This is a genomic window from Mesorhizobium sp. M2A.F.Ca.ET.046.03.2.1, from assembly GCF_003952425.1.
GTDB lineage: Bacteria > Pseudomonadota > Alphaproteobacteria > Rhizobiales > Rhizobiaceae > Mesorhizobium.
Genome location: NZ_CP034449.1, coordinates 5,968,775 through 5,981,205, shown reverse-complemented (window position 1 = coordinate 5,981,205; position 12,431 = coordinate 5,968,775). Strand labels below are relative to the sequence as shown.

General features: G+C 62.2%; 14 protein-coding genes. 9 read left to right on the top strand and 5 right to left on the bottom strand.

What is annotated here, in order from left to right; genetic code table 11:
* Positions 1-10: 10 nt before the first annotated feature.
* Together EJ072_RS28450 and EJ072_RS28445 are read right to left on the bottom strand one after the other, a co-directional pair.
* Positions 11-592 (bottom strand): GDYXXLXY domain-containing protein, encoded by a 582-nt coding sequence (locus tag EJ072_RS28450; RefSeq protein WP_126082311.1) that lies wholly within the window; start codon positions 590-592, stop codon positions 11-13.
* The gene (locus EJ072_RS28445) at positions 589-1,707 is read right to left on the bottom strand and encodes a DUF2157 domain-containing protein (RefSeq protein ID WP_126082310.1); all 1,119 of its coding nucleotides are present in this window, start codon (positions 1,705-1,707) and stop codon (positions 589-591) included. Before EJ072_RS28445 ends, EJ072_RS28450 begins: the two co-directional genes overlap by 4 nt.
* Positions 1,708-1,941: 234 nt before the next feature.
* Here EJ072_RS28445 and EJ072_RS28440 point away from each other — a divergent pair, with 234 nt between their 5' ends.
* From EJ072_RS28440 to trmFO, 3 genes are all read left to right on the top strand, one after another.
* The gene (locus EJ072_RS28440) at positions 1,942-2,082 is read left to right on the top strand and encodes a DUF1127 domain-containing protein (protein ID WP_082056373.1); all 141 of its coding nucleotides are present in this window, start codon (positions 1,942-1,944) and stop codon (positions 2,080-2,082) included.
* Positions 2,083-2,133: 51 nt separating this feature from the next.
* The gene (locus tag EJ072_RS28435; RefSeq protein WP_082056374.1) at positions 2,134-2,274 is read left to right on the top strand and encodes a DUF1127 domain-containing protein; all 141 of its coding nucleotides are present in this window, start codon (positions 2,134-2,136) and stop codon (positions 2,272-2,274) included.
* Between the two features lie 376 nt (positions 2,275-2,650).
* Positions 2,651-4,060: a methylenetetrahydrofolate--tRNA-(uracil(54)-C(5))-methyltransferase (FADH(2)-oxidizing) TrmFO gene (gene trmFO / locus EJ072_RS28430; RefSeq protein WP_126082309.1), complete on the top strand. Its 1,410-nt coding sequence runs from the start codon at positions 2,651-2,653 to the stop codon at positions 4,058-4,060.
* Between the two features lie 9 nt (positions 4,061-4,069).
* On the opposite strand, the gene EJ072_RS28425 is transcribed toward trmFO, so the two are convergent.
* Positions 4,070-5,389, bottom strand: coding sequence for a twitch domain-containing radical SAM protein (locus EJ072_RS28425; RefSeq protein WP_126082308.1), 1,320 nt, complete (start codon positions 5,387-5,389; stop codon positions 4,070-4,072).
* Positions 5,390-5,594: 205 nt separating this feature from the next.
* Here EJ072_RS28425 and EJ072_RS28420 point away from each other — a divergent pair, with 205 nt between their 5' ends.
* From EJ072_RS28420 to EJ072_RS28395, 6 genes are read left to right on the top strand one after another with little or no spacing between them, the layout of a single operon-like run.
* Positions 5,595-6,029: a PqqD family protein gene (locus tag EJ072_RS28420; protein WP_126082307.1), complete on the top strand. Its 435-nt coding sequence runs from the start codon at positions 5,595-5,597 to the stop codon at positions 6,027-6,029.
* Positions 6,030-6,034: 5 nt separating this feature from the next.
* Positions 6,035-7,111, top strand: a complete 1,077-nt coding sequence (locus EJ072_RS28415; protein ID WP_126082306.1) for a hypothetical protein — start codon at positions 6,035-6,037, stop codon at positions 7,109-7,111.
* Positions 7,108-7,848 (top strand): glycosyltransferase, encoded by a 741-nt coding sequence (locus EJ072_RS28410; RefSeq protein WP_189342095.1) that lies wholly within the window; start codon positions 7,108-7,110, stop codon positions 7,846-7,848. The genes EJ072_RS28415 and EJ072_RS28410 overlap by 4 nt, the downstream gene beginning before the upstream one ends.
* The gene (locus EJ072_RS28405) at positions 7,849-8,583 is read left to right on the top strand and encodes a glycosyltransferase family A protein (protein WP_126082304.1); all 735 of its coding nucleotides are present in this window, start codon (positions 7,849-7,851) and stop codon (positions 8,581-8,583) included.
* Positions 8,580-10,088 (top strand): nucleotidyltransferase family protein, encoded by a 1,509-nt coding sequence (locus tag EJ072_RS28400; protein WP_126082303.1) that lies wholly within the window; start codon positions 8,580-8,582, stop codon positions 10,086-10,088. The genes EJ072_RS28405 and EJ072_RS28400 overlap by 4 nt, the downstream gene beginning before the upstream one ends.
* On the top strand, positions 10,085-10,885 hold the full coding sequence (locus EJ072_RS28395; RefSeq protein WP_126082302.1) for a Stf0 family sulfotransferase: 801 nt from the start codon (positions 10,085-10,087) through the stop codon (positions 10,883-10,885). Before EJ072_RS28400 ends, EJ072_RS28395 begins: the two co-directional genes overlap by 4 nt.
* Before the next feature lie 153 nt (positions 10,886-11,038).
* On the opposite strand, the gene EJ072_RS28390 is transcribed toward EJ072_RS28395, so the two are convergent.
* The gene (locus EJ072_RS28390; protein WP_189343113.1) at positions 11,039-11,989 is read right to left on the bottom strand and encodes a sterol desaturase family protein; all 951 of its coding nucleotides are present in this window, start codon (positions 11,987-11,989) and stop codon (positions 11,039-11,041) included.
* The gene (locus tag EJ072_RS28385) at positions 11,989-12,414 is read right to left on the bottom strand and encodes a hypothetical protein (RefSeq protein ID WP_126082300.1); all 426 of its coding nucleotides are present in this window, start codon (positions 12,412-12,414) and stop codon (positions 11,989-11,991) included. Before EJ072_RS28385 ends, EJ072_RS28390 begins: the two co-directional genes overlap by 1 nt.
* Between the last annotated feature and the right edge of the window lie 17 nt (positions 12,415-12,431).

Sequence of the window (12,431 nt, the reverse complement as noted above, 5' to 3'; positions counted from 1 at the left end):
TTGACACATCTCAGTAAAGCGGCTCCTGGAACAGCGCCTTGTCGCCGTCCATCAGCGCCTTGATCTGTGCCGTGCCGTCGGATGCGAGCGCAAGCTTGATGCCGAACGGCCGCACGCGCATGTCGTCCTGGATCGCCACGCCCTCGCCTTCCGGCAAATAGAAGCGGTCGATCCCATAGTCGGGCGCGATCGTCGCGTCCGTATCACGAAGGCCCCAGCCCTCAACGACATGGCCGGCAATGTCTGCTTCGCCCTCGCCTGCCGGCGCGGGCGCCTGGCCGAACCAGGCGGTCGTCGGCTGCCAATAACCGTCGGCGCCCTTCCTGAGCCGCACCACGATCGATGTGTCCTCGCTGGAGAACTTGCCTTCCGGAATGTTGGCGATCAATTTCACCGGAATGCGCGAAATGTTGTTGTTGAGAGAGATGTAGTCGCCGCGCAGGAGATCGCGCGGATCGACGGGCTGGACTTTCAACAGCACTTCCTTGCCGTTGCGCAGGATCGCCGCGCGGCTGGCGATGATCCAGCTGAGAAAGCCGATCTGGACAAGCGCCAGCACCAGCGCGGAGATGATCAGTTTCTTGCCGGTCATGCCGCTGCTCCTGTTCCGGCAGGCGCTTTCATGCGCTTTTCGATGCGGATGATGACCAGCGCCAGCATGCCGAGCAGCACCGCCGCCGCCAGGAAGAAGCCGGCCGTATCCAGCATCGACCTCAAGGTGACGCTGTAGATGATGGCGAGCTCGAAGGCGAAGCCGGTATAGGCCAGCCAGCGCAAGCCCCTGCTCTCGCGCCCCGCCAGCATGATTGCCGCCACGATACTGGCCAGCGCCACGATCGAAGCGACGGCAAACCCGCTGTTGTTTGTGCTTTCATCGGCCAGCTCGAACTGGATGATCGCCATGCCGGTGAGGAAGCCGAGCAAGGCATGCAAGGGCAGCCGGCCGCCGAGCTGCAGGATCCTGTCGATCGGATCGCCGGCAAAGACCAAAGCGGCAAAGAGCAGCACCGAGACGATGGCCAGCGACATGGCCACCGGCAGCGTCTCGCGGTCCGTCGCCAGCAGGACCAGATAGAGAATGACCGACAGAATGATGAGGTGGCGCGCGGCCTGGCTGCGCGTCCAGAACGAGATGGCGAACAAGACGATCGCCACGACGATGAAGAGATGCGGGGTTTCCGCGCGCCAGTAGAAGCCGAACCCCTTGAGAACCAGCCAGGCGTCGGCGATGCCGACCGCCGCGACCGTCAGCGGGCTTGAACGCAGCGCGACCGCCGCCAGCGCCGTGCCGGCGCACCACGTCACCAGCGCCGAGGCCTCGTCGCCCGAAAGATGGTACATCTGTCCGATCAGCGCGATCGATCCACCGAACGCCGCCGCGGCAACGATCCACAGCGCCTCGCCGATCGCGGCATGGTCACGCGTCTTCAGCACCGCGCCGCCGACATAGCCGGCAAGAATGACCGCAAACAGAGCCGCCACGCGCAAGAGGCGCGGGAAGGCCTCCCAATTGGCGGCGACGAAGATCAGTATCGCGGCGCCGAACAAAAGCGCTGCCATCATCGCCAGGATGGAGCCGAAGCTCAGCGACGCGCGCTCATTGGCGGCAACATCGCGCGTCAGCGCCTCCGCCGTGGCGGGATCGACCAGCCCGATCTCCCGCCAGCGCGCGATATCCGCCCTCACCCTTGTGGCATAGCCCGCCATGCATTTCCCCCAAGCCCGACCACTTCCTTAGTCGAAACAGCCAAACCGTTGACGCAGCGGCATTTTTCGATTCGGCCTTCTTTGTGACGCAGGCGTGAATGGCGGTTAATGTTGCATTGCACAATTTGCATTGCTGCCATGCGCCAACGGCACTTTTAAATCGATACGATCCCCCATATTTTCTGTTCGTACACAAACGGAATGATCCGAACTAAAGACGAAACGAGAACTACCATGAACCTGATCCGCAACTACCGCAACTGGCGCCGCTACCGGGAAACCGTTTCCGAGCTGAACCGCCTGTCGAACCGTGAACTGACCGACCTCGGCATCAGCCGCAGCGACATCCACTACGTCGCCCGCAAGGCGGTCTAATCCGCTTCGGACCGCAAATGGTCCGAACCAGTTTTGAAGAGAGTTAAGACAATGAACCTGATCCGTAGCTATCGTAACTGGCGCGTTTATCGCGAGACGGTTTCCGAGCTGGGTCGGCTTTCGAACCGTCAGCTCCATGATCTCGGCATCGTCCGCGACGAGATCAAGATGGTCGCCCGCAAGGCGATCTAAGCAAGGAATTTCGCCAGGGTCGACCTCCTCCCCGACCCTGACGAATGAGGTCAACCTTCACCTCCTCCCGAGGGTTGACCACCGAAACGGCGCCCGCCGGACCTCCTCCCCCGGCGGGCGTTGTTCAAGAAGCGAACGTAGTTCGTCGTCGAAGGTTTCGCCCCTTCTGAAAAAGGCGAAAGGAATTTCGTCAAAGCCGACCTCCTCCCCGGCGATGACGAATTAGGTCGATCTTCACCTCCTCCCGAGGATCGACCCCCAAAACGACACCCGCCGGACCTCCTCCCCCGGCGGGTGTTGTTGTTTTAGGCGCCAGTTTCTCGCCGTCGCCGCCTGGCAATTGCAATCGGGCCGCCAAGCGATTATTCCGGCGCTCATGAGCAAAAATCCCGTACACGTCGTCGGCGGCGGCCTCGCCGGCTCCGAAGCGGCATGGCAAATCGCCGAGGCCGGCGTTCCGGTCGTGCTGCACGAGATGCGCCCGGTGCGCGGCACCGACGCGCATAAGACCGATGGCCTGGCCGAGCTCGTCTGCTCGAACTCCTTCCGCTCCGACGACGCCGAAAACAACGCGGTCGGCCTGCTGCATGCCGAAATGCGGCTGGCCGGCTCGCTGATCATGAGCGCCGGCGATGCCAACCAGGTGCCGGCCGGCGGCGCGCTGGCCGTCGACCGCGACCGGTTTTCCGACGCGGTCACCGCGAAGATCGAAGCGCATCCGCTGATCACCATCCAACGTGAGGAAGTGCCTGGGCTGCCGCCGGCGGACTGGGACCAGGCGATCATCGCCACCGGTCCACTGACGGCGCCGTCGCTGGCACAGTCGATCGCCGAGGCGACCGGCGCCGACGCGCTGGCCTTCTTCGATGCCATCGCGCCGATCGTGCATTTCGACACGATCGACATGAACACCGCCTGGTTCCAGTCGCGCTACGACAAGGTCGGTCCCGGCGGCACCGGCAAGGACTACATCAACTGCCCGATGGACAAGGACCAGTATTTCGCCTTCGTCCAGGCGCTGCTGGAGGGCCAGAAAACCGAGTTCAAAGAGTGGGAAGGCACGCCCTATTTCGACGGCTGCCTGCCGATCGAGGTCATGGCCGAACGCGGCGTCGAGACGCTGCGCTACGGCCCGATGAAGCCGATGGGCCTGACCAACGCCCACAATCCCTCGGTCAAGGCCTATGCGGTGATGCAGCTCCGTCAGGACAATGCGCTGGGCACGCTCTACAACATGGTCGGTTTCCAGACGAAGCTGAAGCATGCCGAGCAGGTGCGCATCTTCCGCACCATTCCTGGGCTCGAAAATGCTGAGTTCGCGCGCCTCGGCGGCCTGCACCGCAACACCTACATCAACTCGCCGACGCTGCTCGATCCCTCGCTGCAGCTGAAATCGCGGCCGGGTCTGCGCTTTGCCGGCCAGATCACCGGCTGCGAAGGCTATGTGGAAAGCGCCGCGATCGGCCTGCTCGCCGGCCGCTTCGCCGCCGCCTCGCGGCTCGGCCACGCGCCCGCGCTGCCGCCGGCGACCACCGCCTTCGGCGCGCTGCTGAACCACATCACCGGCGGGCATATCGTGTCGGATGATGAGCCCGGCAAACGCTCCTTCCAGCCAATGAACGTCAATTTCGGCCTTTTCCCGCCGGTCGAAGCGCCGAAGGCCGACGGCAAGCGCCTGCGCGGCAAGGACAAGACCGTCGCCAAACGTCATGCGATCACGGCGAGAGCGCTGGCCGATTGCAGGGGGTGGCTCGGACTGCCGTCACAGGCGCAGGCTGCGGAATAAACGCCCCGATCAACGCGCCGTTCGTCGCCAGAAGCTGGCCGCGGCACGGCGCGCTGCTGAGATGAAGCGTCTCGCGGTACCGGACAAACCGTGCGCCGATACCAGAATCGGACCAATTTCCGTCAGGACATTCGACGTCGATTCGGATCTCAGCCGGTCAAGAGCGTCCATGCGCTTTGCCAGCCTTGGCAGCTCGGACGCCAGATCCTCTGACCGCATATAGCCAATGACGCCATTCACGTAGCGTTGCATTTGTTCGGCACCGGCGCCTGGTTCCGACTGCGCCAGGAAGGAACGCAACTTTTGCTCGATCTTGCTTTTTTGCCTCTGCGGAAGCACCTGCGTGCGCATGAATTTCGGCTCTTGCAGAGAGTGCATGTGGATCTCGGATGCCCTGGCCTCGCACTCGTGCCGCAAGGCATCCAGAAGCTCGACCAAAGTGCTGACGTTCAAAGCGGAAACGGTTATGCCGAACTCCAAGTCCACGCCCGGACATTCCCGTCGCAGCCGGATGATGTTGTCGACGAATAGCGGCCAGTCGAAACCGTGCCGAATAAGGGCACCGCGGGCACCAGTGTCGTCGACACTTGCTTGGACACTGACATTCTCAAATGCGTTCCACAGCTGGAATATCGATCTTCCGCCCAAGCCCGTGACGGACATGTTCGTATTATAGCGCAGGCTGACATGGGTTCGTCCTGCCTCGATCAGAGCATCCAGCAACCGATAGTGCTCTTCCGTCAAAAGCGGTTCGCCGCCAGCGAAGTAGATCGACTCGATATTGTCGATCCAGCCCGACATCTGGTCCATCATCTCGGTGGCCGAGGCGAAGCTCTTGATCTCGGCTTTGTCACCCGCGGTGACGCCGATGGCGCGGCCATCGGTGAACCACTTCGAACTGGCGCCGTGCCAGCAGCTTCGGCACTTGAAATTGCACAGGTTCGAGAACCTGACATCGAGCGCCGCCGGCGATGCCGGCGCGGCCGCGAAGGGTTCATCCGCGGACGCAAGCCGCCGGTGCCATGCGCTGAACTGGCGATTCATCTGCTGGCGCAGGCTGTCCCCCTCTCTTTCGTCACGGTCGAAACATTTCCAGCACTGCCCAACCGGTTCCTGCCGTGCAAACCGATGTCGTATCTGCTGCAGCGCCTCGCTGCTCCAGGCTCCCTTCAGGCCTTCTTTCCGCACGTGGCCTATTGATCCGTCGAACTCGCAGCAAGGCGAGATCGCGCCATCGGTCGCGACATGCAGATTAATCCACGGCATGACGCAGAAGCCGTCACCGCTCCCGGGGGAATGGCGGTCCTTTTCACGGTTCAGCTCTCTCATGCCGGCTCACGACCATGCGCGACGGCCGCTCGGCCGGGTGTGGAATTCCATTGAAGACTCCGCTTTTGCGCCACGGCGTTCCTCAGCCAATCTGCGAATTCAGTTGGGTTGCTTCGAATGAAGCGCTGCAAATCTTTGACCAAGGAACACTTCCCCCACGCGGCCCCTTGGTGTATCACCCCGCCATTTAGGGGCAAAGGGCGGAATGATGTTGGGCGTCGTCTTAGACGAAACAAATTTGTCGAGCGAGATCTTCGACGGTGAAGTCGTCGCGGTGAACTTTGCGACCGGCAAGTATTACGGCATGAAGGGGAGCGCGCAGCTCATCTGGGAGATGTTGCGTAAGCCTGTCGATCCCACCATGATCGAGACGGCGTTGAGGACGGGTTATCCCGACTTGGACGACGATGACATTGCCTCGGTGCGAGGCTTCCTCGACCTCCTCGCGGAGGAAGGCATACTTCTGCCGGCCTCGCCGATCGAATTGCCCAAGCTGCCCGACATTTCCAGCCGCGCATCCTTCATGAGGCCGGAGCTGGAGATTCACACGGACTTGCAGGAGCTGATTGTCCTCGACCCCATCCATGACGTGGATCCGGGCGGTGGATGGCCGCTGCGGCGGGAGCTGGGGGACAGCTGATCCGAATGGTCCGAGCCGCCGTCGATCCCCGTACGGCGCCTGCAGCATTCGTCCGCCGCGTCATTGCCGACGCGAGTTTCCGGTGGTACGAATCCGGCGCTGAGCATCGCTTTCGCCTTGGCGGGTTGACGCTGCGGCTGCGCACATGCGGAACCGCGCTCGATCCGGTCATCCTGCCGGTTCTGCGTCATGCGCAAACAACGGGAGCCACTGCGGAAGACCGCTCGATCACTGTCTATGCCGTCTCGCATGAGGACGACGGCTTTCCGGCTCCGCCCGCCGAATGGCCCTTTGAAGCCGACGAGGCCGATGCCGTCACCCGGACCGTATGGGACAGCGAGGCCGGCGTCGCAATCGTATCCGACGAGAGCCGCGGAATCTGGCATCTGCACGACCTGTCCGCCGGCACCGGCGTCTATTGGGTGGGAGCCGCTGCCCGGCTGCCGGTCTGGGAATACGGGTCTCCGCTGCGCCACCACATCCATTGGGGCGCGTTGGCCACGGGGCACGCGATGCTTCATTCCGCCGTTGTCGGCGAAGATGGCGTGGGCGTGATGCTCGCCGGTCCGGGAGGTTCCGGCAAATCGACGCTGACGGCTGCCGCAATTTCCGCGGGGATGCAGACCACGGGCGATGATATTGTGCTGGTGTCGCAGTCTGGGGCAGACTGGCGAAGCCACTCGCTCTTCGACACCATGAAACTCACCGGGATGGCGGAGATCCTCTTCAGCGGGCTTGCCGCGCAAGCAGTGAACCGGGACCGTCGCCCGGGGGAAAAGGCGCTCGTCCCGATCAGCACGACGATACCGGATGCGCTGGTCCCGCAAATCGCGGTGAAAGCTCTTGTCTCCTGCAAGCTCACCGGCGAGGATGCTTCGACAATCCGTTCCGCTTCACGGTTCGATATGATCCGTGCGCTCTCGCCAAGCACGTCGAAGATCTTGCGGACCGGCCATAACGAGATATTCCAGCAGGCCGCCAGCCTGTCGCGCTCGCTTCCATGCCACGAGTTCCTGATCGGCAACGATCCGATGGAGGCGGCAACCGTGCTGCGAGGGTTCGTGCGGGAACTCAGAGCATGAGCGACAGCCCAACGATCAGCGTCATCATGCCGGTGCGAAACGGCGAGAAATACATCGCCGACGCCCTGAAAACCATACTCGACCAAGCGTGGCCGGTGCAGGAAATCCTGGTTGTCGACGACGGCTCGACCGACCGCTCGCGCGAGATCGTCGAGACCCTGGCTTCGCGTTTCCCGGCGATCCGCGTCCTCGACGGGCCGCGGCGCGGCCCGGGACCCGCGCGAAATGTCGGCCTGAGGATCGCCGGCGGCGAGTTCATCGGCTTCCTGGATTGCGATGACCTCTGGCCGGCCGACAAGCTCTCGCTGCATCTCGCACGCTTTGCCCGAACGCCTCATATGGATGTCGTTTCCGGCTTCGTCAGCTATTTCAACCGGCAAATGACGGATGCCCCCGCACCCGATCCGGCGGCGATAACAGATGAACTTTTCCATGTTCATTTGGGTGCGACCCTCTATCGCCGGACAGTTTTCGACCGGGTCGGGATGTTCGACGAGAACTTCCTTTATTCCGAAGATGTCGACCTCATGCTCCGGATCCGCGAAGCCGAAATTCCGATGACGATCCTCAACGCGGTGACCCTGTGCTACCGTCGGCATGCAGAGTCGATGACAAGCACCTACACGGCAGAGGAGAAGCGCGACTTCAACCGCGCCCTGATGCAGTCGCTCATGCGTCGGCGCAAGAGCGGCAACGCAAGGCCGTTGCCTCCGTTCAAGCATCTGATGGAGGAGTGAGTGGAAACGCCGTTTTTCAGCGTCATCATTCCAGCGTGGAACGCGTCCGCCACGCTTCATGAGACGCTCGACAGCATCGCGGAGCAGAATGACCATTCGCCGCGGGAAGTCATCGTCGTCGATGACGGTTCGAGCGACCGCACGGTCGAGGTCGCTCAGGGCCACGCTTTGCATCCGCGCATAGTCAGGAAGGTCAACGGGGGAGCGCCGTCCGCATTCAATGTCGGCATAAAGGCCGCCCAGGGCGCGGTTCTTGCGTTCCTCGATGCCGACGACCTCTGGATGCCCGACAAGCTCGCGCTGCAGCGGGCCAGGCTCGACTCCGATCCCTCACTGGATGCAGTGTTCGGCCACAGCGAAACCTTCGAGAGCCCGGACTACCCCTCCGAAGCCTTTGTCTCTCTCCACTATAAGAAAGGCCGCTACCCGGGCTACCTCCTGAGTTCGCTTGCCGTTCGGCGAAGTGCTGTCGAACGGCTCGGCATCCCGTTCGACGAAAGCTTGCGCACGGGGTACTTTATAGATTGGTACCGCAGGGCCATCGCCGCGGGCATGAAAATGACCATGCTGGACGAGACGGTTCATCGACGTCGTATTCGACCAGGCACGTTGTCCAGAAGGGTAGCCGTCGCCGGCAGCGCACCGGCCGGCATGGCATCCGACTTTCTTGAAATCGCACGCCGGGCGCTCAGGGCCAAGAGGGGTGATGATGATGGAGAAAGAGGGGGGCAATGAATTGGCCTCTCTGGTACCCGTCTCTTGATCGCGCCTGGCCCGCTGGCGATCACGAGCGCCTCCTGCTGGCCGCCGTGCACGTCGATCCGGTGGCGGCCGAAAGGGAACTGCGCGCCTGGATCGGCACGCACGACCTGAACGACTGCACGTTCAGCGAGCAGCGGCTGATTCTCGCCGCCTGGAACAGGCTTGGGCCTGGTTTGAGGGATCTGCCGGATGCGCCGAGGCTTGCCGGGCTTCAACGGATGCTATGGACGCGAACCATGCTTCTGATGAGAGAATGCCAACCGGCATTCGCGGCGCTGGCTGTGGCGGACGTGCCGATGATGCTCATCAAGGGAGCCGCGCGTGCCGCTGATCCCGTTGGACGGGGTGGACGCTCGTTCCACGACCTCGATATCGTGGTCCCGCGGAACCGGCTGGGCGATGCCCTGGGCGTGTTCGTTGAACTGGGCTGGGAGCCGTCGAGCGGTTCCAGCGCCATGCGCATGCTGACGCAGGCAGCACGGCTGCGCAGCGTCAATCTTCACAAGGACCGCTACGGCGACATCGATCTTCATGGCTGCATCTTTCGTCCGGGCCAGGGCAGCCTCGCCGACGACGACCGGGTCTGGGCGCGGGCCAGATCGGTGGAGTTCAATTCCGTGGCCTGCGGACTGCCGGTCCGGGAAGACCTGGCGGTGATCGCCATCGCAAATGGCAGTCTCGACGCCCACGCCAACAGCGACTGGCTGGTCGATCTGTCCCGCCTCATCGTTGAACCCGGTTTCGATTGGAAGCTGTTTTCCAATGAGATTCTCGCCCGCGACATTGCGGTGGCGACATTGATCGCGCTTGGCTGGCTAAAAGTGCGGGCAGGCTATGCGGTCGATGCAGAGGCGATGGAACGCTTCGAGGCGGCTCTTCCCGGGCCGATGGCCGCGTGGATGGCTTTCGTTCAAGCAAGGCCCAGGCAAAGTGAGACTCCCGCCGGCGCCGCCCTTCGTTGGCTTGCAAAGACGCGTCGCAAATCGCTTGAGCTGGCCCAGTCCGAACCACGCGGCGAGCAGAAAACGAGACCGCGCCTGAAGACGAAATTCAGCAGGGGCTTGCCTGCTGGCCAAGGCGAGCTGCGCGCCGATCTGCCTCTCCCCGCTTCCGACCGCGCCGGCGTCTTGCGCTTGCACATCCGATTGCCGGCGTCGGTGAAGTGGCGGCGTCTCGCCTTCGAGATCAACAGCGACGCCGGGCATGTTGCCGCCTTTCATGTGCGCCCGAAGCTTCCGCGCGCGGGCACCGCATTGGAAATCTTATGCGAAATCCAGCTTGACACTCCCGCTGGCGCGACAAGGGTCTGGATTGAAAGCCGGCCGCTGCGATCTTCGCGAATGCTGACCGAGGAGAACGCCGCGCGCTACGCCGCCCCCCGGTTCTCGCTTACCAGTTCGGAATTCCGCCCCTTCGCACACCCGGGAGCGCTCATCGACGGCAGTTCACGCGAAGGTCCCGCGAAGGAAACGCAATGAAAGGTCTGCTAATCTTGTCGGAGGCGCGGAGCGGCTCGACTTGGGTGGCCTCGCTGACGAACAGCACCGGGAAATTGGGTAACGCCCGCGAATGGCTGAGGGATGAGACGAGTGAAGCACCCCAGACACTCGCAGCCGAACAGCACTATCAGAAAATAATCGATAGATCCTCGACAGATAATGGCGTCTTCTCGGTCAAGATATTTCCGCATCATCTGCGTGATGTTTACGACAAGCGAAAATACGACTTCATAGAGAGATGCCTTCGCGACCATGAGATTCTCGTAATATTGCTCGAGAGAATGGACCGTCTCGGTGCCGCGATATCCGCAACACGCGCATCTCAGTCAGGGCAATGGTCCAGGACAAGTGGCGGCGGCGACGAGAATAGTGCTGAGAGTTCGGTCGCATACGATCGCGCACAGATTCTCGAGAACATGATCTATATCGGCGAAGGCATGGCGTTCTGGAGAAATTACCTCGCGCTGAGGTCCATCCAATACGTTCCGGTCTTTTACGAGCAGATCATGAAGGGATGGCGCGAATATGTGATGGACGTCGCCGGCAAGATGGATGTCTCGATCGACGCAGAGCAGATCTCGAACGACCTCTGCGAAGTTCAGCGCGACGCGCTATCGATGGAATGGCGAAGGAAATTCGAGGCCGAAAACAAATCTCGTTCCCTCGAAAAACTATACGCCTATGGCCATACATACCCAAGAACCATTGGAAACCTTCTCAGGTTTCTTCTGAAAAAGGAAATCCGCTCGAGGATCAGGTTCAGGGATTACACATAAAGACCGCCGCGACGCTTCGTTTCGGCACCATGACGGTTCCAGTTACCGTTCGTTCTGCCGCTGTCGCCGAAGCTGCGTATCATCGACAGGAATTTTGCGGACACCGCCGCGATGGCAGCTGCTGCAAGCGGCCGCGCTCTCTCCTCACCATGACTATTCCGCCGGCTCGGCACGCGCTGGCGGCAATCCCGGCTTGCCTGCTTGGGAAGGATTTCGCCTGACATAGGCCGCCTTCAGCGTTTCCGACGTGTCGCGCGAGCCGTCATGGCTCCAGCCCGGCGGTTGGATGAGATAATTGAAGCGCTCGCCAGGCGTCAGCCCCGGCGCCAGCGCATCCTTGAACATGCCGATCCATTCGTGGAACGCGACCTTCAGCGGATTGAAGGTCCCGATATTCTTGACGATGCCGTAGCGCGGCCGGTCTTCCTCCAGTTCCTCGACGAAGGTGCCGAACATGCGGTCCCAGATGATCAGCGTGCCGGCATAATTGGCGTCGAGATAGCGCGGGTTGGTGGCGTGGTGGACGCGATGGTGCGAGGGCGTGTTGAAGATGAACTCGAACCAGCCCCACATCTTGCCGATCGTCTCGGTGTGGATCCAGAACTGCCAGACAAGGTTGAAGCCGAAGACGAAGGCGATCACCGCCGGATGGAAGCCGGCGAGCACCAGCGGCGCCTGCAGGATGAAGGTGAAGGTGAACAGGCCGGTCCAGCTCTGCCTCAGGGCCGTCGAGAGATTGTAATGCTGGCTGGAATGATGATTGACATGCTCGGCCCACACCCAGCGCACCCGGTGCGCGATGCGGTGATAGACATAGTAGCGCAAGTCATCGAGCAGGAAGGCGGCGACGAACACCCAGATGGACAGGCCGAGATTGAAGAAACGGAACTGCCAGAGCCACAGCAGCGCCCAGTAGGACACGACGCCGAGCAGCAGGCCGGCGACGACATTGCCGGTGCCCATCATCAGGCTGGTCAGCGTGTCGCGCGTCTCGAACGATCCCTTGGCGCGGCCGGTGCGCACCAGCCAGAGCTCGATCAGGATCGCTGCGACGAAGAAGGGGATCGCAAGCTGGGTGACCTGCGGGAAATTATACTCGTCCATCACGCCGCCTCCCGGATCCGATCGCTGTTCTGCAGGGTCGCTGCCACCGCTCGCGCATCGGCTTCGTTGGCAAAAGCAAACCGCCCACCTTTCCAGGTGAAATCCTTCAGCCGCAGCGACACCGCTTTCCCTTCCCTCGCCAGCGCCAGAATGTCGTGCGGCGTGACGATGCGCGTCAGAAAACAATCGCCGATGCTCTGGACGATGCCGCAGCGTTGCGGGCCGAGGTCGAGAAACGCGGCATGATTGTCGGCGGTCAGCCGCACGGCACCCGGCCTTTCGTCGGGAAAATCATCGGCAAAGCGTGCGAGCGCTTGAGCCGCGCCGGCAAGCGTCGCGGTTGTCGTGCCGCCGGTGAAATGCACGGCTGCGACCGACAACGCAATGCCGAACGCGACGAGGACGACCAGGACTGGCAGGCTCATGGGAACGCGGCTCCTCC